This is a genomic window from Vreelandella aquamarina, assembly GCF_020075495.1.
Lineage (GTDB): Bacteria > Pseudomonadota > Gammaproteobacteria > Pseudomonadales > Halomonadaceae > Vreelandella > Vreelandella aquamarina_A.
The window spans coordinates 14,131-35,112 of record NZ_JABYQT010000010.1; the positions used below are offsets into that span (position 1 = coordinate 14,131).

General features: G+C 57.4%; 19 protein-coding genes. 18 read left to right on the plus strand and 1 reads right to left on the minus strand.

What is annotated here, in order from left to right; translation table 11 throughout:
• The first annotated feature begins 15 nt into the window (after positions 1 to 15).
• The 18 genes from HW452_RS14175 to HW452_RS14260 all read left to right on the plus strand — a co-directional run bounded on the left by HW452_RS14175 (position 16) and on the right by HW452_RS14260 (position 19,638).
• Positions 16 to 1,011 carry an arabinose ABC transporter substrate-binding protein gene (locus HW452_RS14175; RefSeq protein ID WP_224106750.1) on the plus strand — a complete coding sequence of 332 codons (996 nt, stop codon included), beginning with the start codon at positions 16 to 18 and terminating at the stop codon, positions 1,009 to 1,011.
• Between the two features lie 26 nt (positions 1,012 to 1,037).
• Positions 1,038 to 2,531, plus strand: a complete 1,494-nt coding sequence (gene araG / locus HW452_RS14180; RefSeq protein WP_224106751.1) for an L-arabinose ABC transporter ATP-binding protein AraG — start codon at positions 1,038 to 1,040, stop codon at positions 2,529 to 2,531.
• A gap of 23 nt (positions 2,532 to 2,554) precedes the next feature.
• The gene (gene araH, locus HW452_RS14185; RefSeq protein ID WP_224106752.1) at positions 2,555 to 3,574 is read left to right on the plus strand and encodes an L-arabinose ABC transporter permease AraH; all 1,020 of its coding nucleotides are present in this window, start codon (positions 2,555 to 2,557) and stop codon (positions 3,572 to 3,574) included.
• 63 nt (positions 3,575 to 3,637) lie between these two features.
• Positions 3,638 to 5,383: an IlvD/Edd family dehydratase gene (locus tag HW452_RS14190; RefSeq protein ID WP_224106753.1), complete on the plus strand. Its 1,746-nt coding sequence runs from the start codon at positions 3,638 to 3,640 to the stop codon at positions 5,381 to 5,383.
• A gap of 100 nt (positions 5,384 to 5,483) precedes the next feature.
• Positions 5,484 to 7,010, plus strand: coding sequence for an alpha-N-arabinofuranosidase (locus tag HW452_RS14195; protein ID WP_224106754.1), 1,527 nt, complete (start codon positions 5,484 to 5,486; stop codon positions 7,008 to 7,010).
• The gene (locus tag HW452_RS14200) at positions 7,007 to 8,086 is read left to right on the plus strand and encodes an ABC transporter ATP-binding protein (RefSeq protein WP_224106755.1); all 1,080 of its coding nucleotides are present in this window, start codon (positions 7,007 to 7,009) and stop codon (positions 8,084 to 8,086) included. The genes HW452_RS14195 and HW452_RS14200 overlap by 4 nt, the downstream gene beginning before the upstream one ends.
• Before the next feature lie 105 nt (positions 8,087 to 8,191).
• Entirely contained in the window at positions 8,192 to 9,469 is a 1,278-nt protein-coding gene (locus HW452_RS14205; RefSeq protein WP_224106756.1) for an extracellular solute-binding protein, read from the plus strand.
• Between the two features lie 99 nt (positions 9,470 to 9,568).
• Positions 9,569 to 10,447: a carbohydrate ABC transporter permease gene (locus tag HW452_RS14210; protein ID WP_224106821.1), complete on the plus strand. Its 879-nt coding sequence runs from the start codon at positions 9,569 to 9,571 to the stop codon at positions 10,445 to 10,447.
• Between the two features lie 95 nt (positions 10,448 to 10,542).
• Entirely contained in the window at positions 10,543 to 11,343 is an 801-nt protein-coding gene (locus HW452_RS14215; RefSeq protein ID WP_224106757.1) for a carbohydrate ABC transporter permease, read from the plus strand.
• Positions 11,344 to 11,616: 273 nt separating this feature from the next.
• Positions 11,617 to 12,774: a carbohydrate porin gene (locus HW452_RS14220; protein WP_224106758.1), complete on the plus strand. Its 1,158-nt coding sequence runs from the start codon at positions 11,617 to 11,619 to the stop codon at positions 12,772 to 12,774.
• A gap of 410 nt (positions 12,775 to 13,184) precedes the next feature.
• Positions 13,185 to 13,499, plus strand: coding sequence for a hypothetical protein (locus HW452_RS14225; RefSeq protein WP_224106759.1), 315 nt, complete (start codon positions 13,185 to 13,187; stop codon positions 13,497 to 13,499).
• A 175-nt stretch (positions 13,500 to 13,674) separates the two neighbouring features.
• Positions 13,675 to 14,778, plus strand: coding sequence for an OpgC domain-containing protein (gene opgC, locus HW452_RS14230; protein ID WP_224106760.1), 1,104 nt, complete (start codon positions 13,675 to 13,677; stop codon positions 14,776 to 14,778).
• A gap of 8 nt (positions 14,779 to 14,786) precedes the next feature.
• Positions 14,787 to 15,884, plus strand: a complete 1,098-nt coding sequence (locus HW452_RS14235) for a serine hydrolase (RefSeq protein WP_224106761.1) — start codon at positions 14,787 to 14,789, stop codon at positions 15,882 to 15,884.
• Between the two features lie 56 nt (positions 15,885 to 15,940).
• Entirely contained in the window at positions 15,941 to 16,237 is a 297-nt protein-coding gene (locus HW452_RS14240) for a peptidylprolyl isomerase (protein WP_224106762.1), read from the plus strand.
• A gap of 115 nt (positions 16,238 to 16,352) precedes the next feature.
• The gene (locus HW452_RS14245) at positions 16,353 to 17,288 is read left to right on the plus strand and encodes an ABC transporter ATP-binding protein (protein ID WP_224106763.1); all 936 of its coding nucleotides are present in this window, start codon (positions 16,353 to 16,355) and stop codon (positions 17,286 to 17,288) included.
• The gene (locus HW452_RS14250; RefSeq protein ID WP_224106764.1) at positions 17,285 to 18,046 is read left to right on the plus strand and encodes an ABC transporter permease; all 762 of its coding nucleotides are present in this window, start codon (positions 17,285 to 17,287) and stop codon (positions 18,044 to 18,046) included. The genes HW452_RS14245 and HW452_RS14250 overlap by 4 nt, the downstream gene beginning before the upstream one ends.
• A gap of 40 nt (positions 18,047 to 18,086) precedes the next feature.
• Positions 18,087 to 19,094: a nucleoid-associated protein gene (locus tag HW452_RS14255; RefSeq protein WP_224106765.1), complete on the plus strand. Its 1,008-nt coding sequence runs from the start codon at positions 18,087 to 18,089 to the stop codon at positions 19,092 to 19,094.
• Between the two features lie 79 nt (positions 19,095 to 19,173).
• The gene (locus tag HW452_RS14260) at positions 19,174 to 19,638 is read left to right on the plus strand and encodes a TerB family tellurite resistance protein (protein ID WP_224106766.1); all 465 of its coding nucleotides are present in this window, start codon (positions 19,174 to 19,176) and stop codon (positions 19,636 to 19,638) included.
• Between the two features lie 33 nt (positions 19,639 to 19,671).
• Here HW452_RS14260 and HW452_RS14265 read toward each other — a convergent pair whose 3' ends face one another.
• Complete coding sequence (locus tag HW452_RS14265) at positions 19,672 to 20,673, minus strand: serine hydrolase domain-containing protein (RefSeq protein WP_224106767.1); 1,002 nt, start codon at positions 20,671 to 20,673, stop codon at positions 19,672 to 19,674.
• Positions 20,674 to 20,982 lie beyond the last annotated feature (309 nt).

The window sequence follows — 20,982 nt, forward strand, 5'->3', positions numbered from 1 at the left end:
ATCAGGAGCACAACAATGAACATTGTAACCACGTTTACACGCCTGGCGCTGGGCAGCGCCATCATGCTGGCCTCGCTGGGTTCTGCGCAGGCGCAAAGCGACGATGTGAAAATTGGCTTTATCGTCAAAAAGCCTGAGCAGGCCTGGTTCATTAACGAACAGCGCGCGGCTACGGAAGTGGGTGAGGAGCTTGGGTTTCAGGTCGTTCGCCTGGGGGGCGAAGATGGGCAGGAGGTACTCAGCGCGATTGACAACCTCTACTCCCAGGGCGCGCAGGGCTTTGTCATCTGCCCGCCAGATGTACGCCTGGGGCCGGCGATCATGAACCGCGCCGAACAGTACGGCATGAAGGTCATCACCGTGGATGACCAGTTCGTCACTTCCAGCGGTGAACCGATGGAGGGCGTGCCGCATCTGGGCATGTCCGGCACCAAGATTGGCCAGCAGGTAGGCGAGGCGATTGCCGCCGAAATGCAGGCACGGGGCTGGGACATGGACGAGGTCGCCGCGCTGCGCATCACCAACAACGAGCTACCCACGGCGGTGGAGCGTACCGACGGCGCCACCCAGGCACTGCTCGAGGCGGGCTTTCCCGAGGCGAACATCTTCGATGCACCCCAGCAGAGTACCGATACCAGCGGGGCGTTCTCCGCGGCATCGCCGGTACTCTCCCAGCGCGGCGGCTATGAACACTGGGTCATCTACGCGCTCAACGAAGAGAGCGTGCTGGGCGGGGTGCGGGCCACCGAACAGTACGGCCTGGCCGCGGAAGACGTCATCGGCGTGGGCATCAACGGCTCCGGCGCGGCCTTTGCCGAGTTCTCGCGCAATAACCCCACCGGCTTTCATGGCACCGTGGCGGTGAGCTCCACCATGCACGGCCGTCAGACCGCGGAAGATCTCTACTACTGGATCAGCGAAGACCGCGAGCCCGAGGCCAATACCGAGACCACCGGCACGCTGATGACGCGGGATAATTGGCAAGAGGTGCGTGAAGAGCTGGGCCTTTGAGGCCTTTCGGTGAGGAGGAGAGTGAGATGACCGATCCCTACCTTCGTTTCGAGGACATCAGCGTGGTGTTTCCCGGCGTGCGGGCGCTCGACAAGGTGAGCTTTGCCGCCCACGCCGGTCAGGTCCATGCGCTGATGGGCGAGAACGGTGCCGGTAAATCGACCCTTCTCAAGGTGCTCAGCGGCGTCAACCGCGTCACCGAAGGGGCGCTCTGGATCGACGGGCAGCGTCACGTCTTTGCCAACGCGCGAGAGGCGCTGCGCGAAGGCGTGGCAATCATCTATCAGGAGCTGACGCTCTCGCCGAACATGTCGGTGGCGGAAAATCTGCTGTTGGGTCAGTTGCCGACCCGGCAGGGGTTTGTCGACCGGCGCCGATTGAAAGAGCGGGCGCTGGCAATCCTGAAAGATCTGGGCGAAGGCGCCATTCATCCATCGACGAAGGTTCGCGAGCTCTCCATCGGCCAGCAGCAGATGATCGAGATCGGCCGGGCGCTTCTGCGCGACGCGCGCATCATCGCCTTCGATGAGCCGACCAGCAGCCTGTCGGTACAGGAAACGCGCCAGCTCAAGCGCATCGTGGCACGCCTGCGCGACGAAGGGCGGGTGGTGCTCTACGTGACCCACCGCATGGAGGAGGTGTTCGAGATGTGCGATGCGGTCACCATCTTTCGCGATGGAAAGCACATTCGCACTCATGAGCAGATGGGTACGCTTACCCACGATCTTCTGGTCAGCGAAATGGTCGGGCGGGATATCGATGACGTCTACGGCTATCGCGCCCGTGAGACGGGCGATACGGTACTCAGCGTCGAGAGCATCGAGGGCCGCGGTATCAACGCGCCGGTCAGCTTCACGGTGAAAAAGGGCGAGGTGTTCGGGCTGTTCGGCCTGGTCGGTGCCGGGCGCAGCGAGCTTTTACGTCTGGTGTGCGGGGTCGAGACGCCCAAGGGCGGAAGTGTGACCTTCAACGGCACGACGCGGCGCTTCAAGAGCCCCGGCGAGGCAATTCGCGCTGGCATCGCCATGTGCCCGGAGGATCGCAAGTCCCAGGGCATCTTTCCCGTGGCGAGTGTTGCCGACAACCTGAACATCAGCTGCCGACGCTTCTTCAAGCGCTGGGGCGTGTTCCGCCATCCCGGGCGCGAGCGGCGCAATGCCGAGGCGTACATCCAGAAATTGAGCGTCAAGACGCCGGGCTACCGCGCGCCGATCGGCAAGCTCTCCGGGGGTAATCAGCAGAAGGTGATCCTTGCCCGCTGGCTGGCCGAAGAGATCGATCTTTTCGTCATGGACGAACCCACCCGCGGTATCGATGTGGGGGCGCGGCGCGACATCTACAGCCTGCTCTACGATCTGGCGGAGCAGGGCAAGAGCGTGGTGGTGATCTCGAGCGACCTGGCCGAGGTGAGTTCGATCTGCGACCGCATCGCGGTGATGCGCGACGGTGAGCTGATTGAGGTGGTCGAGCGCGACGAGGCGACGCCGGAGCGCCTGCTGGGGCTGGCGCTGCCGGCATGAACCGACATTCAAAGGGTTTCACGATGACAACGAACAAGACAACCCATTATCACGATGACGGCCAGGCGCCCGCGCGCCCGGCCGGTCGCCAGGGGCTGATCAAGCCGCTGCGCACGCTTCTCGATACCTCCGGACTGATCGCGATCTTTCTGCTGCTGTTCGTGGCGCTGGCGGTTTTCATCCCCGATTTTCTTACCGGGCGCAACATGGTGGGACTGCTGCTCTCGATCACCCTGATAGGGAGCCTTGCGACCACCATGATGCTGGTGTTGGCGCTGGGTGAGGTGGATCTTTCCGTGGCCTCTATCGTGGCCTTTGCCGGGGTGGCAGCGGCCGTCGTGACCTCCAGTACCGGTAGCGTTTTTATTGGCGTGATAGGCGGCATTGTGGCCGGTGGCGCGGTGGGTGTCTTCAACGGTTTCGTGATTGCCAGGTTTGGCATCAACTCGCTGATTGCCACCCTGGCGGCCATGGAGTTCGTTCGCGGGCTGGCCTATATCACGTCCGGCGGCGACGCGGTGATGATTACCGTACCGGGTTTCTTTGATCTGGGTAGCGCCTCGTTTCTGGGGCTGACGCTGCCGGTGTGGACCATGCTGTCCTGCTTCGTGATCTTCGGCGTGGTGCTCAACATGACGGCGTTTGGCCGCAACGTACTCGCCACCGGTGGGAACTCGGAAGCGGCGTCGCTTGCGGGGGTCAATGTTCGGCGCCTGAAGATCATCGTCTTCGGCTTGCAGGGGGTAGTGGCAGGTGTGGTTGGAGTATTGCTGGCATCACGGATGGGCCTTGGCGACCCCAATACCTCCATGGGGCTGGAGCTTGCGGTGATTTCTGCCTGTGTTCTGGGTGGGGTGGCGCTATCAGGCGGCGTTGCCACTATTACCGGGGTAGTGGTCGGGGTACTGATCATGGGCTGCGTGCAGAACGCCATGGGGTTACTGAACGTGCCAACGTTCTACCAGTACCTGGTACGTGGAGCAATTCTGCTGCTGGCGGTGATGTTTGACCGCTGGAAACAGGCCCGCCGACAGCGCGCCTGACGCCACCTTTTACTACTTCCTTTTTGCTTCGACTTTTTACCGATCCTTTACGGAGAGACGCCCATGTCTGATCGCAAGCCGCCCCTACGTTCTGCCCAGTGGTTTGGCACCGCCGATAAAAACGGCTTCATGTACCGTAGCTGGATGAAGAATCAGGGCATTCCCGACCATGAATTCCAGGGCAAGCCGATCATCGGCATCTGCAACACCTGGTCGGAGCTCACGCCCTGCAACGCCCACTTTCGCAAGCTCGCCGAGCACGTCAAGAAGGGCATTCTGGAGGCAGGGGGCTATCCGGTGGAGTTCCCGGTCTTTTCCAGCGGCGAGTCCAACCTGCGCCCCACGGCGATGTTCACCCGCAACCTTGCGAGTATGGACGTGGAGGAGGCGATTCGCGGTAATCCCATCGACGCCGTGGTGCTGCTGGTGGGTTGCGACAAGACGACACCGGCGCTTTTGATGGGCGCGGCGAGTTGTGATATCCCCACCATCGTGGTGACCGGCGGGCCCATGCTCAACGGCAAGCACAAGGGACGTGATATCGGCTCCGGCACCGTGGTCTGGCAGCTCTCCGAGCAGGTCAAGGCGGGCGAGATCTCGCTGCACGATTTCATGGCCGCGGAAGCCGGCATGTCGCGCTCGGCGGGCACCTGCAACACCATGGGTACCGCGTCCACGATGGCCTGCATGGCGGAATCATTGGGTACCTCGCTCCCCCACAATGCGGCGATTCCCGCGGTGGATTCGCGTCGTTACGTGCTTGCGCACCTCTCGGGCAATCGCATTGTCGAGATGGTCAACGAAGATCTCAAGCTCTCCAGAATCCTCACCAAAGAAGCGTTTGAAAACGCCATTCGTACCAACGCAGCAATTGGCGGCTCCACCAATGCGGTAATCCACCTCAAGGCGATCGCCGGACGCTTGGGGGTCGATCTAAAACTGGACGACTGGAGCCGGATAGGGCGCGGTACGCCTACGCTGGTGGATCTACAGCCATCCGGGCGCTATCTGATGGAAGAGTTTTACTACGCCGGTGGGCTGCCCGCGGTGCTCCGGCGCTTGGGCGAGGCCGACCGGCTGCCCTTCAAGGATGCGCTAACCGTCAACGGCAAGACGCTGTGGGAAAACGTCAAGGATGCCCCGCTTTATAACGACGAGGTGATCCGACCGCTAAATAACCCGCTGACAGCGGATGGTGGTATCTGTGTGCTGCGCGGCAATCTCGCGCCCAATGGCGCGGTGTTAAAGCCCTCGGCAGCGACGCCGGAGCTGATGCAGCACCGCGGTCGCGCCGTCGTGTTTGAAGACTTCGATGACTATAAAGCACGCATCAACGACCCGGACCTGGACGTGGAGGCCAACGATATTCTGGTCATGAAACACTGCGGGCCTCGCGGTTATCACGGCATGGCGGAGGTCGGCAATATGGGGCTACCGCCCAAGCTTCTTGCTCAAGGCGTTACCGACATGGTGCGTATATCCGACGCGCGCATGAGCGGGACCGCCTATGGCACGGTGGTGCTGCACGTGGCACCGGAGGCCGCCGCAGGTGGACCCTTGGCCGCGGTGCGTAACGGCGACTGGATCGAACTGGACTGCGCCAGCGGCCGGCTGCATCTGGATATCAGCGAGGAAGTACTGGCGTCACGTCTGGCAGAACACGACGCCACCGCCGCCTCCACACTCATCGCACGCCAGGGCGGCTACCGCCAGCTCTATATCGAGCGAGTGCTGCAAGCCGATGAAGGCTGTGACTTTGACTTCCTGATTGGTTGCCGGGGCGCTGATGTGCCGCGCCATTCGCACTAGACCAGGTTTTGTATTGGCTAATAAATAGTCGAATGTATCAAAAGAGCAGCCCCATCAAATGAAGCACCTCTATTAAAAGAACAATAGGAGAAACGTATTTATGCATGTTCGTGCATCGTTACATCACGATTTCAAGATTAGTCGGATTGATGATCGTCTCTATTCTGCATTCATCGAGCATATGGGAAGAGCGATCTACTCCGGGATTTATGAACCAGGCCACCCTCAAGCTGATCTCAATGGCTTTCGCAAGGATGTACTTGAACTGGTACGAGATCTTCATATTCCTGCGATTCGCTATCCTGGCGGTAATTTTGTATCTGCCTATCACTGGGAAGACGGCATAGGCCCCAAAGAGAATCGCCCGGTAAGGCTGGATCTGGCCTGGCGTTCAAAAGAGAGCAATCAAGTAGGCATCAACGAGTTTGCCCAGTGGGCCCAGATGGCCGGAATCGAGATGATGCTGGCCGTCAATCTTGGTTCGCGTAGCCTTGAAGATGCGCGCAATTTTGCCGAATACACCCTTCATCCTGGGGGCACCTACTGGTCGGACCTTCGCCGTAGCCATGGGGTTCAGGAACCCTACAACGTCAAGATGTGGTGCCTGGGTAACGAGATGGACGGCCCTTGGCAGATAGGCCAGAAAAAGGCCAAGGAGTATGGCCAACTGGCGAATCAAACGGCCAAGGCGCTCAAGGCACTCGATAGCAATATCGAAGCGATTGTGTGCGGTTCCTCCAACGATCAAATGCCGACGTATCCTGATTGGGAGCGTGAAGTGCTCGAAGAGTGCTACGAGAATGTCGACTATATCTCGCTGCATAAATACTTCGGCAATTCGAGCCGCGATACGTTGAACTACTTTGCCAAGATCGAAGAAACCGGCCGATATATTCAGGCCATTGGCGGCGTGATCGATTTCGTGAAAGCCAAGAAGCGCGCCAAGAATGATGTCTACATCTGCTTTGACGAGTGGAATGTCTGGTATCACCGCCGTGAAGAGGATGCTAGACGTTGGCATGAATGGAATTGGCCGGAAGCCCCGGCACTGCTTGAAGAGGATTACAACTTTGAGGATGCGCTGTTCGTTGCAGGCTTGATCAATGAATTTATTCGGCGCAGTGACCGTGTGCGAATTGCCTGTATTGCCCAGCTGGTTAACGTAATCGCCCCTATTCGTGCCGAAAAAGGCGGCCCCGCCTGGCGTCAAACCATCTATTACCCCTACCAGTTCGCATCACTTTATGGACGTGGCACTGCGCTTGATGTGGCGGTCGATGGCCCTACCTACGACTGCAACGTGGCAAGCGATGTGAACTACCTGGATGCAGCAGCGGTGCATGATGAAAAGGCCGGCATGGTGACCCTGTTTCTGGTTAATCGTCATCTTGAAGAAGACGTAGATCTGGACATGACGCTGACGGGGTTTTCCAACGCGCGGCTGGTTGAGCACAACGTCATGGCGGGATTTGGGCTACGTGATACCAATGGGGCGGATAACCCGGATGCAGTCGCACCGCGCAACGGCACAGGTATCGGTGTCGATAATAGCCGTATCAAGGGTAAGTTGGCAGCACTCTCTTATCACGTCCTGCGCCTTGATATATCAACGGGAGTCAGCACATGACAGGCGTTACGCTAACATCTGTCGATAAAGTCTTTGGCTCGGCCAAGATTATTGACAATGTGTCGATGGACATTGCCAAGGGGGAGTTCGCGGTCTTTGTCGGTCCTTCGGGCTGCGGTAAGTCGACCCTGCTGCGCATGATCGCGGGGCTTGAGGAAACCAGCGCGGGCACAGTCGAAATCGAAAGCCGGGATGTTACTCAGGTCGAGCCCGCTCAGCGAGAAGTGGCCATGGTGTTTCAATCCTATGCCTTGTATCCCCACTTGAGTGTGTTTGACAACATGGCGTTCAGTTTGCGCCTGGCCAAGACCCCCAAGCAGCAGATTACGGCTCAGGTCAATGAGGCAGCGCGCATCCTCAAAATCGAGGAGCAGCTAGACAAGAAGCCCTCCAAACTTTCGGGAGGACAGCGTCAGCGGGTGGCGATTGGGCGGGCGATTGTGCGCCAGCCCAAGGTATTTCTGTTTGATGAGCCGCTTTCCAATCTGGATGCAGAGTTACGCGTGCAAATGCGCCTTGAGCTTTCTCAGCTACACCGGCAGCTTGGCTCTACCATGATTTATGTGACCCACGATCAGGTCGAGGCAATGACGCTTGCCGACAAGATTTTTGTCCTGCGCGGAGGCGTTGTTCAACAATCCGGCACGCCTTTGGCGCTTTATGACGACCCTGACAACCAGTTCGTCGCCGGCTTTATTGGTTCGCCCGCCATGAATTTTCTGACGGCAACAATTAGCGCAGTCACTCGCGAAGGCGTGGTTGCCTCTATCGAAGGCAGCGGGGGCCAGACACTAGAAGCAACGCTGCGCGATACCTCCCTCGACATCGGCCAGAACGTGGTGCTGGGCATACGCCCTGAGCACTTGCATATCCGTGAGGAGGGTTTTAGCGCCACTGTCGAGATGACCGAAAATCTCGGCGGCGTTGCCTATCTGCATTCCCGCTTGGCAGGTGGGCAAAAAATCGTGATTGAGCGTCGTGGCGAACGCCAGGCGTATCAATGCGAGAGCATTTCAGTCTGGGCTGATGCCAAGCATGTGCTGGTCTTTGATCAGGGGGGGCAGCGTTTGCGCTAATGCGTTAGCGTTTTGAAAGCGGCACTGAAAACTAGAACAAGAGCGCGCCATTCGCAGAACTCGTGGCTCGCCAGAGAAGCCATTCGTCTTTAGGAGACAATAATAATGAAATTACTGAAATCAATCGTACTGGCTACCGCAACCTGCGCCACCGCAACCTCGGCAATGGCACAGACCAACGTGGTCTGGTGGGACTTCTTTGTAGGCGGCGATGGGCAGCGCATGAAAGCACTGATCAGCCAGTTCAACGAAGAGCATCCGGATATCAATATCGATGCCACCTCATCGGAGTGGGGCGTACCGTTTTACACTCGAGTACGTACTGCCTCAGCGGTAGGCCAGGGGCCGGACATGGTGAGCTATCACCTGTCTCGCGTGCCGCTGGCGCTCTCGGAAGGCATTCTGACGCCTATCAGCGATAGCGATCTTGAGCATGCCGGCCTTGCGCGTACCGACTTTTACGAACGCTCGATAGAGGCCGCGTCTGACGATGAAGGAACACTATATGCAGTGCCCTTCGATATTCACTCGATCATTCTGTATTACAACAAAAGCTATCTGGAAGGCAGCGAATATCTGGATGAAGAGGGCAATTTGACCGGAATAGAAAGCCTGGACGATTTAAATGCCGCCCTGGCGCTGGCCCAGGATAACGGCTCCCGAACGCCGCTTTCCTACCAGACTGGCGGGCCAGGTGGTATCTGGCGGATATTTCATACGCTGCTTAGCCAGCAGGGCGGAACGCTGATCGAAGATGGTGAGGTCTTGCCTGGCGACAATTTCGACAAGGCCGTACGTGCCATCGCGATCATGCAAGACTGGGGCGATAACGACTACCAGCCCGAGCATGCCGAATACGAAGCCTCGGTTGCCCTGTTTACGTCGGGACGTTCGGCCTTCTTCATCAACGGCGTATGGGAAGTGCCGACGCTGGTCGATATGCAAGAAGCGGGCACACTCAGTTTTGAATGGGGCGCAATCAAGGTGCCGACCCTGCTCGAAGAGGATGCTATCTGGGCCGATAGTCACGCCTTCGCCATCCCGATTCAGGGAAGTGAAGAGATGTCGGCAGAAAAGCGTGAAGCGGTAATGACCGTCATTGGATGGATGGAAAACCACTCCCTGGACTGGGCGGCAGCTGGCCATATTCCCGCATATTTGCCCACTGCCGAAAGCGAAGAGTTCGCGCAGATGGAGCCCAATGCGACTTATGCCTCGCTTGCCGATAACGCCGTATATGACGCTCGTTCTACCATCGCTGGTGTGGCCTCCCCGGTCTACGATGCAGCGCTGAATGTGATTGCGCCCGCTATCCACGGCTTCCTTGAGCCAGAACAGGCTGCTGAGCAAATGCGCCAGGAGTTGCAGGCGCTGCTTGACTGAACGCCTGCTGGGCTAAACACCATGGCTGCTCGCACTACTGATAAACGCGCAATAAGAGGTAACGGTAGTGCGGCACTTAAGGGAGTTCCACCATTGGCTATGATCACAAATCGGCGTAAGCATATTGTGGTGGCGATGACACTGATTGCCCCCTTCGTGTTTATCTTTGCATTGGTATTTCTCTACCCGACGGTGCAAATGATCGGATTGAGCTTTACCAATGCGCCATTGATTGGCTCGGGGGAGTGGGTAGGGCTGGATAACTATCGACGTCTGTTGAGCGATAACCTGTTTTATACCTCGCTCAAGAACAACGGCTATTTTGTGCTGCTGACTGTCGTGCCGACCACGGTGATTGCATTGGCCATTGCGCTGGCGGTCAATCGTCTTTCTGGGCGCATGCAGGCGTTGGTCCTGGCGATCTTTTTTCTGCCTTATATCTTGCCTGTCTCGGTGGTTACGCAGATCTGGGCCTGGATGCTCGATTTCCAGTTCGGCATACTTCAGCCGCTCCTTGAGTGGATGACGGGCAGGCCTGTGGCTGTCTTCAACCATCCTGGCTGGGTCATGCCTACCGTGGCAGCTATCACTATCTGGTGGACGAATGGGTTCAATATTCTGCTGTTCATTGCAGGGCTGCGCAATATTTCCTCCGATCTCTACGAAGCGGCAGCGTTGGATGGTGCCTCTCGGCGACAGCTGTTCATGAAAATCACCTGGCCGCTTTTGTGGCCGGTCACAGCGCTGGTGCTTACGCTACAGCTCATTCTCCAGCTTAAGCTATTCGACCAGGTGTACCTTTTAAGTGGAGGCGGCCCCTTCAACTCCTCTTATGTGCTGTTGATGATGGTCTACCGTGAGGCTTTCCAGCTCAACAATGGTGGCTATGCCTCTGCGGTCGCCCTGGTTCTGTTTGTACTGATCATGGTTGTCTCGGTACTTCAATTCCAGCTGCTGAGAATCGGAGGTCGCAAGTGAGAGTTCAAAGAGTTACCAATCCGGGTTGGAAAGCCGTTACACACGCCGCCAAGCCGCGGGGGACGAAAATCGGCACTCGAAATGTAGAAAATACCATGCTGCTGGTCATTACGTTGACTGCCGCTGTCATCTGGATATTTCCGCTTTACTGGGCCTTTGTTACCTCAATCCGCAGTGAAGGCCACGTGGTTAGCGAGGCGGCGGGTCTTCTGCCCGATATGTTTAGCTTGGCCGCTTATAGCGATGCGCTGTTCAACTCCAACTTGCTGACATGGTATGTCAATTCCATTGGAACCTCGGTCATTATCACTGTCCTGGTACTGATATCCGGGATGATGTGCGCTTACGCATTATCGCAGATGCGCTTTGCGGGCCGAAGAGTGCTGTATGCCGTTGTTCTGGCAAGCTTCATGATCCCTTCTCAAGCGCTGGTGGTCACTCAGTTCGTACTCATGAGCGATCTTGGGCTGGTGAATACCTGGGCGGGCATTATTCTGCCGCAACTCATCGTTCCCGTAGTGATCATTGTCTACAAGCAGTTCTTTGATGCGGTGCCCAAGGAGATGCGCGAGGCTGTGCTACTGGATGGTGGCGGGGAGTATACGCTGCTGTTCAAGGTTTACCTGCCGCTTAACTGGGGCATCACCTCGGCGCTTGCGATCATTACCTTTATCATGGCGTGGAACCAGTTCTTCTGGCCTTTTCTGGTAATTACGTCAGAAAACATGATGACCATCCCAGTCGGGATCACACAGGTACGGGATACCTTCGGCGTCAATTACGCACGCGTAATGGCAGTAGCGCTATTGGGAGCCGCCCCTGTGGCGATTGCTTATCTTATCTTCCAGAAAAAAGTGACCGAAGCGGTAATGATTTCCTCGGGAGTCAAGGGATGATTGTTAACCGTGATAAGGCATGTCCTATAACGCAATATTGATGATCAAGTTCGTATCGTCAATATCCGTTTTACTAAAATATAGTGCCATTTATAGGCGTTATTGGTAAAGCCTCGTCTACGAACAGATGAATTTCAGAAATTGGCGACATTTCAGGCGTCAATGCTGAAAGAAGGGATGGTTCGATCTTCATGAAGCCATCTTGTAATCATGTGAGTCGAAGCTCACTACTCTTGTTAAAACAACTAAAACAATCAATAAGGATAAATGATTATGCTGTTTTCTCGATATACAAAACTGTCTTTAGCCCTCGCTATCACCATGGGAGGCATAACACCGGTGCTGGCCGCTGCGACTTATGAAGACGAGAGAGGAGTAATAAGTTTTGGAGGTGATGTAGAACTCGACATCAATGCTTATAACGAACATGAAGGGGGCGTTTCGCTATTTCGAAACCAGTCCGGTGAGCCTCTTGGACGTGAAGATCGTTTCAACCAAGATGGCCGTATCCTGTTGGATATTGGTGGCGAACGCCATTATCAGAGTAATTTTGCCAGGTTCAAGTTACAGCCACTCTGGGGAACCAGCGGTAATGCTGGATTGGATGATGCCTGGCTGGCGATCGGTAGTGAGCAGGGAAGTGAAATCAAGGTAGGTCGCTTTGAAGCTTACAACCTATTCCCGCTGGGACACGATATTTTCATTCAGTACAGTGGCACGACCTCAGACAGCCTGTACAGCGACGGTCAGAGTTATGTTTATCAGGCTCGTGAGGGGCGGGGACGTGGCGACTCAGGGCAAATTGCGCTCAGCCAGCGGTTCGATAACGGCTTCTATGCAGAAGTCGCTACACTGTTCGGGGATCGCTCGGGCCTTTTTGATGGTGATACGTATCACGGTTATCGCATTGATGACGATACTAAAAGTGCTGCCATCATTCGACCGGTCATCGCTTGGCAGCCCGACGACTGGTCGTTTGCGTTAGGTATGGAAACCAATGTAGTCAATAACTCAGTCATGGATGAGCGCGGCGCGGATATCGGCGACCGTACGGGGTACGGGGTAACGGCTTCCTATAATGGCAATGGCTTGATCCTCAATGTCAGCCTGGCTCATATGGAGGCTCATGAAGAGAGCAACAGTTCCGTTGGCATTAACACCATCTGGAATAATATCGGGCTAGGTTATATTTATGCGCGCAATCAAATTGATAATGTCAATCTGGCAGCCGAGCAGGAATTTCTTACCCCTGTAGGGCGCAATGAGTCGAATACGGTTTATACGTCATACCGATTCGCTAATGTGCTGGGACTGAACGACTTTGATACCTATATAGGGGCTTACTATAGTTACGTTGATCATGATAGTGACGTTAATAGCGACGACACTGATCGTTATGGTGCCAGAATACGCCTTAAATACTTTTTCTGATAAGGCCAGCCTGCTTCAGGTGTATGGTTTCGAGAAGTGATTGCGTCTTATTGCTTTGGTCTTTAGCGCCCCGTCATGCTGGGCGCTTTTTTTAGTCGCCAAGGCGTCGCAACGGCGGATAAATCAATCGCATTGCGTATGTCAGACGGGGCTCATGTGCCAGCAATAACCAGCATACGCCTAGCCATTCCACCTAGAATAAGGGAGTTGGCACACTGTGTGTGTTTTATAAGCTCATGTATTTTAATGTGTTTTATTTATTTTTCCGAAAGTTGGTATGCCTGCTGCAATACCCAGAGCAAGAACGCAGCATCAGGAAGATGATGGGTTCTTGGCTAAATGTTCCTTATGTGAATTACCGAAGTAACAGACAGAAGTAACAGACAGCATATTGTTTAGGAGGCATGACCATGAAAAAGGAAGCTCTGAAAAAACTAGGTATTCTGGGCGTTTCATTCGGCCTGATGGCAAGCCCGCTGGCATTCGCGCAAGTTGAAAGCGGTGCCGAGCAAGAACCCATGCCGCAGGAAGAGCCGATGCAGGATGAGCAAGGCAACTTCAATTCATACGATACCGAGCGTGACCAGGACCAAGGTGTCACCACCGAGTATGAAGAGGAAGAGCAGGAATTCACTTACGAAGAAGAGGAAGAGGAGCAAGAGTACGAGCCTATTGGGTCTGATACGGACACGGATACCGATACCGACGACGATTCCCAGTGGTAATACCCCTCCCTCAAGGACCGACTCTTTTTTCGGCTCATGGATGAGCCAAGGGATGCCCCGCCGTTTGCGGGGCATCCTTGCGTTTAACCTCCCGCTTAGAGGCATCACGTTTATAGGCTATTGTTAAACGAGATCAACTGCCTGATCCGTCATGACAACAAGGATGTCTATCGTGATGAACTGGAAAGAAATTCCGCAGCTTCCCAAGGCCGAAGGGCGAATCGAAGCCATTGACCTGGCGCGCGGCATTGCGATCGGGTTGATGATCGTAAGTCATGCAGTCAGCGGTCTTGTAGGCATTCGTAACGTGCCCGATTGGGGCATGGTGCCCATACACTTCTTAACCAAATTCTCCTCGTCGCTGTTCATCCTGGTGTTTGGCGTAGCGCTTGCCGTGGCCTTTCTGGCCCATACGCAAACCGAGCAGTGGTCCAAGCGGCGCTTGAAGCTGTGGCTTCGCGCGCTGGAAGTCTGGTTCTGGTACAAGGCGCTGATCATTGTCGAGATGCTGCCGTTCAGTGCGCCGGCGGATATCGTCGATACGCTGCTTTATGGTCGGTTTGCCATCTGGGTCGAGATTCTTGGCTTCTATGCCATTGCACTGCTCTGGGTGCCTTTGATTCTGCCGCTTTGGGCGCGCGCGCCGCTATGGGGGCGAATCGGGGCCACTGTCGGGCTTGCACTGCTTGCCGCCTGGCTACAGGGCGTAAGCTTCGGCGGCAACGATATTCTCAAGGCGCTCGTGGTCGATCATCAGGATCATTACGCCTGGGGGCAGCTCAGCCGGGCGCCGCTGATTTTTATTGGCCTGCTGATTGGCGAAGCGCTGTTGCGCTGCTACTTCACCACCCACCTGCGCCGGCGGCTGGTACTGGCGCTAGTGGGGGTAGGCGTACTGATGATTGCGGCATTTTATGGGCTCGCGCTTGTCGAAGGCGATGTGCATGCCGCGATGATGAGCGTAGCCCGTAACGTGGGCAAGCACCCGCCAGGGCTTGGATTCATGCTGTTCAGCGTGGGCGGTGCACTGGTACTGCTGGGGCTGGCCCTGGCCGGTGGTGCGCTGGCAGCCAAAGTGCTCTGGCCGCTGACCGTGGTGGGCAGCGATGCGCTCAAGGCGTTCATTTTCCATATTGTGATGATTTTTCTGGTGCTGCGGTTTCTTCTCGAGGGTGAGGGTATGTACACCTACCTACAGGCACTTGGCGTTGGAGGCGTGCTGATACTCGGCGCCGCCGCCTGGATATGGCTGACCCGCTGGATGGCCGAGCACCGCTAGGAGGTAGTTTGCGATTACTGAAATGCTGGCTGATAGGCATGGCACTGATGATGGCCCTGCCGGTATCAGCGGCTGTGTACGCTGCCCAAGAGGTCGAGCGAGAGGAGCACTGGCGGAGCGATCTCGACGCCCGTCTGGCGACCATCGAAGCGTTCTTCGAAGGCGAGCTTGGGGTATATGTGTACAACCTGGCTACTGATGACGCCTACTCGTGGCGGGCGGGCCAGCCTTGGTATCTCGCTTCGCTGGTGAAGGTGCCGGTTGCCGCGCAGGTGCTGGCCGAGCGCCAGGCGGGCACGCTGACGCTCGAGCAGCGTCTGACGCTTCTACAAAGCGATTTCGTGGATGGCGCCGGGCCTGTGATCTGGCACGAGCCCGGCACGCGGATCTCCATTCGCTACCTGCTGGAACAAATGATTACCGTCAGCGATAACACCGCCTCCGATATGCTGATCAACCGGGTCGGGCTGGATGCCGTCAATGCTCGAGCACGCGCCATGGTAGCCGCCGGTGGCGGCAATCCCGAGGAGATAGGGCCGATTACCCGGCTGGTAGGCGTGCGCCAAGGCGTTTACGGGCAGTTGCATCCGGATGCGCGTACCCTGGGCGGCATGGATTTCATTGCTCTTCGCCAGAACCCGATCAGCCAGCGGCCAGCTGCGCTTGCGCAATTGCTGGGTATCAGGCACGAGACATTGCATCAGCCCGACTATGACCACGCCTTCGATGCGTATGAGGCAAGCGGAGACAACGTCGGCACACTACGTGCCTACGGTGCCATGTTGGCAAGTCTCGAGCGGGGCGGTCTGAATGACCTGAACGCAACCCAGCGTGAGACGTTACTGGACATCATGCACCGAACCCGCTCCGGCGAGCAGCGATTGAAAGCAGGCCTGGGTGATGACGTAAACTTCGCTCATAAAACCGGCACCCAGCACCGGCGAAGCTGTGATGCGGGCATTGCCACCCGCGAAGACACTGGCACTGACGGCTCTTGGGTGGTGGTGGCCTGCAGCCGTGGCCCTGTGGCCGCCACTGAGCATGAACAAGCCCTGGCCCGCGTTGGCGCGGCGCTGCGTGAAAGCGGCGCTATCGGCACGCCGTGAAGGGCGGCCAATATCGTAAGGAGCGTGATAGACTAGTGCTTCGCTATGTACATTCAATGCAAAAGGAGTCCGTTATGGCACGTGCCAGCGCTCGTCATATCCTGGTGAACAGTGAAGAGCAGTGTTTAGCGCTCAAGCAGGAAATCGAAAACGGCCGCGACTTCGCGGACGTGGCCAAGCAGCACTCAAGCTGCCCCTCCGGCCGTCAGGGCGGTGATCTTGGCAGCTTTGGCCCCGGCCAGATGGTGCCCGAGTTCGATAAAGTGGTGTTCAGTGGTGAGTTGAACCAGGTTCACGGCCCGGTAAAGACCCAGTTTGGCTACCACCTGCTCGAAATTACTGACCGCACCTAAGCGGGCAGTTCCCCGATAGCCGTGCAGGCGCGATTTTGCGCCGCTCGGCTATTTTTTGGCCTGCCATGACACTACCTCGAACGTTCGCCGTAGGCCGCAGCGTGAGGAGTACGCCTTGAACGATCCGATTATTTCGATTAACGGCCTGAACAAGACCTACCAGGGCGGTTTTCAGGCGCTCACGCGAGTGGACCTGACCATTCAGCGTGGCGAGATCTTTGCCCTGCTTGGCCCCAACGGCGCGGGCAAGACGACCCTTATCAGCGTGGTGTGCGGGTTGGTGAACCCGACCCAGGGCGAAGTGATCATCGATGGCTTTGATAGCGTGCGTGACTACCGCCAGGCGCGCGAGCGCATCGGCCTGGTGCCTCAGGAGCTGACCAACGAAGCTTTTGAAACGGTATGGAACACGGTCAGCTTCAGCCGCGGCCTGTTCGGCAAGGCGCCGAATCCTGCGCATATCGAGAAGGTACTGAAGTCGCTGGCACTGTGGGACAAGCGCGATAACCGTTTGATGACACTTTCCGGCGGCATGAAGCGCCGCGTGCTGATCGCCAAGGCGCTCTCTCACGAGCCGCGCATCCTGTTTCTCGATGAGCCCACCGCCGGGGTGGATGTCGAGCTTCGCCGGGATATGTGGGACGTGGTGCGCGGGCTGCGCGAAAGCGGCGTGACGATCATTCTCACCACCCACTACATCGAAGAGGCCGAAGAGATGGCCGACCGCATCGGCGTGATCAATCGCGGTGAGATCGTGCTGGTGGAAGAGAAGGCGGCGCTGATGCAAAAGCTGGGCAGCAAGCAGCTCACCCTGCAACTGCAAACGCCACTCGACGAGCTGCCCGAGGCGCTTCAACTCGAGGCGCTGAGTCTGGCCGCCGAAGGCCTTGAGCTGGTGTACACCTACGATGGCCGACAAGCCGAAGAGGGCCACGGCATTCCGGCGCTGCTGGCCACGCTCGAACGTGAAGGCATCACCTTCAAGGACCTGCATACCCGGCAGAGCTCGCTTGAAGATATCTTTGTCGACCTGGTCAAGGAGCGCGCATGAATCTCTATCCTGTTCGCGCCATCTACATGGCGGAAATGGCACGTACACGGCGCACCCTGCTGCAGAGCATCGTCTCGCCGGTAATCTCCACTTCGCTCTATTTCGTGGTGTTCGGGGCCGCCATTGGCTCGCGGATCAGTGAAATCGGCGGGGTAAGTTACGGCGCCTTCATCGTGCCTGGGCTGATCATGCTGATGCTGTTGACCCAGAGTGTTTCCAACGCGTCGTTCGGCATCTTCTTTCCCAAGTTTTCGGGCAGTATCTATGAGATCCTGTCGGCGCCGATCTCGTATCTTGAAGTCGTGATCGGCTATGTGGGGGCGGCGGCCTCGAAGTCGATTCTGCTGGGGCTGATCATCCTGGGCACCTCGAGTTTCTTCGTACCGCTTCAGATTGCCCACCCGTTCTGGATGCTGACCTTTCTGGTGCTGACCGCGGTTACCTTCAGCCTGCTGGGCTTCATTATCGGGATCTGGGCGGACGGCTTCGACAAGCTCCAGCTGGTGCCGCTTCTGGTCATCACGCCGCTTACCTTTCTGGGCGGCAGCTTCTACTCGATCGACATGCTGCCGCCTTTCTGGCAGAACGTGACGCTTGCCAACCCGGTGGTCTATCTGGTCAGCGGCTTCCGGTGGAGCTTCTACGGCATCAGCGATGTCAGCATCGTGGCGAGTGTGGCCATGATTTCGCTGTTTCTGATCGCAAGCCTTGCCACCATTGCCTGGATTTTCCGCACCGGCTACCGCCTGAAGCCGTAATCCGCGTGCTTGTTTAAACCTTTGGAGCTGATACCCGCTTATGCCGCTACTGCACAGCATCGTTCATCGCCTGGACCCGACGCTTGATGGCGAACGCCTTACGCTGACCGCCGCGCCGGCACCTGCACAAAGCGACGACCCGGTCATGGCGAGTCTGGTGAATACGCTCAACGATACCTACAACACCAAGGCCAAGGGCTGGGGCAGCTTTGCCGAGCAGGGCGACCAGGCAGGCCCGTTGCTTGCCTGGCTGCGGGCCTACCTGGCCGGCGAGCAGGACTTTACCCAGCTTTCCACCGCCATTGCCGAGCGTCTGGCCCGTGAGCTTCAGGCACAGCTGTCGGTGAGCGGCTACCTGCTGCTGGCGCATATCCGCCAGGGCGATACCGAAACCCTGTTCATGGCCCTGGTGCATCAGCGCGAGGGGATCGGCATTGGAGAGGCCCACCAGGCCGTGCCCGCCGCCCAGCTCAATGTAAGCCAACTGACTCTGGCGGCGCGTATCAACCTGACCCAGTGGCAAAGCGATACGCCGGGTACCCAGTACATCTCGTTTCTCAAGGACCGCGGCGGCAAGAAGCTGGCCGAAGGCATGACGGCGCTGCTGGGCATGGAGGAGGGCATCGACGCCCCGGCGGAAACCCGCACACTGCTCAAGGCCTTCAGCGACTATGTCGAGAAAGAGGACCTGGGCGAAGACGCCAGTCGGGAGAAAACCGACACCCTGGTGGACTACGCCAACGAGCAGCTGCGCCGTGGCGAGCCCATGACCCTGGAAGCGCTCTCGGAGCTGGTGGACGAACAGCAGCCCAAGGCGTTCTACGACCATATTCGAAACGTGGATTACGGCCTGGCCGCCGAGATCCCGCCGGACAAGCGCACCATCAGTCAGTTTCGCCGCTTTACCGGTCGTGCCGGTGGTGTATCCATCAGCTTCGACTCGCACCTTCTGGGGTCCAGTATCGAGTATGACGAAGGCCAGGACCGGCTGATCATCAAGCAGGTGCCCAAACAGTTGAAGGAGCAGTTGGCCAAGCGGAAGTCGTGAAGGTGAGTGTCGCGCTGGGCACTTTGCGGGACGTTTGTCGTCGAAGGATTGGATGCACGTATCATCAGGAGATAGCCTCATGCTGGATGCGATTACCCACTTTTTTCAACGTGCCCTGGCGGAGCCCGAGCAGCGAGACAACCATACACTGACGCTGGAACTGGCCACCGCGGCCCTTTTATGTGAAGTCATGCGTGCCGACTACCACTCAAGCGACGCCGAACGGGCAGCGCTGAAAGAGATGCTGACCTGCCGCTACCGGCTGGATGAGGGCGAGGTCGAGGAGCTGATGGCGCTTGCCGAAGCGGAAGTGGAAGAAGCGGTGGATCATTACCAGTTCGTCAGCCTGGTCAAGGAGCACTACAGCTACGCCCAGCGCTGCGAGCTGGTAGCGTTGATGTGGCAATTGGCCTGGGCCGATGGCAGCATCGACCCGCTGGAGGAGCACCGCATTCGCCGCCTGGCGGATCTGCTTCACGTCAGCCACGGGGACTTCATTCGCACCAAACTTCAGGTAAAAGAGCACCATGACGCGCAGCAATGAGTGCTTAATTCACTTGATCATTGGCGGCATGGCCTACTCCTGCTTCATCAGAAGCTCCTCCACCAACTGATTCAACTGCTGCTGAAACTGCCCGCCCGGCGAAGGCGGTGTCGGGTCTGAGGTGATGGCGATAGTCATGGCCCGCTCTGGGATCACATACAGCGCCTGACCGCCATAGCCGCGCCCGTAATAAGTGGGCGTTTCGGCCAGCTGGGTGATGAACCAGCCAAATCCGTAGCCGTCGCCGGTCCATGGGGAAGTGCCGCGCGGGGTCCAGGAAGCCTCTACCCAGCCTTCGGGTAGTAGGCGCGTATCTTCGACCACTCCATCATTGCGGTAAAGCTCGCCGACTTTGATCAAGGCGCGCGGCGAAAGCTGCATATCGTTGCCGCCAAAGTAGATGCCCTGCGGGTCACGCAGCCACGGAACAATGGTGATGTTCAGCGGCTCGCCCAGCAGTCGCTGCGCAAGGCCGTGCGTGGTCTCGCCGCTGGCATACGTCAGCGCCGCCGAGAGCAGGTGGCTGGTGCCGGTGGAATAGAGCATTCGCCCACCAGGTTCATCCACGAATGGGCGGGTCAAGGCATCGTTGACCCAGTGGCTGCTTGCCACCCAGGCGCCATAGTTATCGCCCGAGGTGCGCTCGAGCCCGGCTTGCTGGGCAAGCAGGTGCGCTACGGTGATGTCGTTCACCTGCGGGTCGAGCCCTGCCGGCAAGTGCTCGCCGAACAGCGCCACCATGGGCTGCTCGACGGATTCGATGATACCTTCTTCGATTGCCGCGCCGGTGACCGCCGCCAGTACCGTCTTGGAAAGTGACTTGATATTGGCAGGTGCGGCCACGCCCGGGCCACCTTGGTGGTACTCGTGAATGATATCGCCCTGATGCGCTACCACCAGCGTGTGCAGGCGCGACAGCCCGCCGGCGGCCTCATCGATCGCGGCCAAGGCAGCGGGTGAAGGCCACTGCGCCTGAGCACTCTGGACTCCCAGCACGATGCAGGCCCAGCAGGTTAGCCAGCGACGGGGTTGCATAAGCTATCTCCTTGCATACGGCATTGATACGTATGAGGCCCACGCCTGCGAACAGCCCCAAGCATAGGCCCCACGAGCCAAAATAAACATGTTCTCGGTATAAAATAGGCCTCGATTACGCAAAAAGCCGAAAAGCCTGCTAGGCTGAAGGCGTTACCGAGATGTAAGCAACCCTTTGATTTCACCCAAAACGCAAACTAGCAAGGAGCGCCGACATGCGTAATATCATCTATATCGTAGGTCTGATCGTCGTTGTACTGTTCATTCTCTCAATGCTCGGCCTGCGTTAATCGCACCAATAAAAAAGCC

Bases quoted from the DNA above. Each gene is read 5' to 3' on its own strand.
- HW452_RS14250 (WP_224106764.1), top strand. From the start codon at position 17,285: ATGAATCTCTATCCTGTTCGCGCCATCTACATGGCGGAAATGGCACGT.
- HW452_RS14200 (WP_224106755.1), top strand. From the start codon at position 7,007: ATGACAGGCGTTACGCTAACATCTGTCGATAAAGTCTTTGGCTCGGCC.
- opgC (WP_224106760.1), top strand. From the start codon at position 13,675: ATGAACTGGAAAGAAATTCCGCAGCTTCCCAAGGCCGAAGGGCGAATC.
- HW452_RS14220 (WP_224106758.1), top strand. From the start codon at position 11,617: ATGCTGTTTTCTCGATATACAAAACTGTCTTTAGCCCTCGCTATCACC.
- HW452_RS14175 (WP_224106750.1), top strand. From the start codon at position 16: ATGAACATTGTAACCACGTTTACACGCCTGGCGCTGGGCAGCGCCATC.
- HW452_RS14190 (WP_224106753.1), top strand. From the start codon at position 3,638: ATGTCTGATCGCAAGCCGCCCCTACGTTCTGCCCAGTGGTTTGGCACC.
- HW452_RS14215 (WP_224106757.1), top strand. From the start codon at position 10,543: ATGCTGCTGGTCATTACGTTGACTGCCGCTGTCATCTGGATATTTCCG.
- HW452_RS14240 (WP_224106762.1), top strand. From the start codon at position 15,941: ATGCAAAAGGAGTCCGTTATGGCACGTGCCAGCGCTCGTCATATCCTG.
- HW452_RS14210 (WP_224106821.1), top strand. From the start codon at position 9,569: ATGATCACAAATCGGCGTAAGCATATTGTGGTGGCGATGACACTGATT.
- HW452_RS14255 (WP_224106765.1), top strand. From the start codon at position 18,087: ATGCCGCTACTGCACAGCATCGTTCATCGCCTGGACCCGACGCTTGAT.
- HW452_RS14205 (WP_224106756.1), top strand. From the start codon at position 8,192: ATGAAATTACTGAAATCAATCGTACTGGCTACCGCAACCTGCGCCACC.
- araH (WP_224106752.1), top strand. From the start codon at position 2,555: ATGACAACGAACAAGACAACCCATTATCACGATGACGGCCAGGCGCCC.
- araG (WP_224106751.1), top strand. From the start codon at position 1,038: ATGACCGATCCCTACCTTCGTTTCGAGGACATCAGCGTGGTGTTTCCC.
- HW452_RS14260 (WP_224106766.1), top strand. From the start codon at position 19,174: ATGCTGGATGCGATTACCCACTTTTTTCAACGTGCCCTGGCGGAGCCC.
- HW452_RS14195 (WP_224106754.1), top strand. From the start codon at position 5,484: ATGCATGTTCGTGCATCGTTACATCACGATTTCAAGATTAGTCGGATT.
- HW452_RS14265 (WP_224106767.1), bottom strand. From the start codon at position 20,673: ATGCAACCCCGTCGCTGGCTAACCTGCTGGGCCTGCATCGTGCTGGGA.
- HW452_RS14225 (WP_224106759.1), top strand. From the start codon at position 13,185: ATGAAAAAGGAAGCTCTGAAAAAACTAGGTATTCTGGGCGTTTCATTC.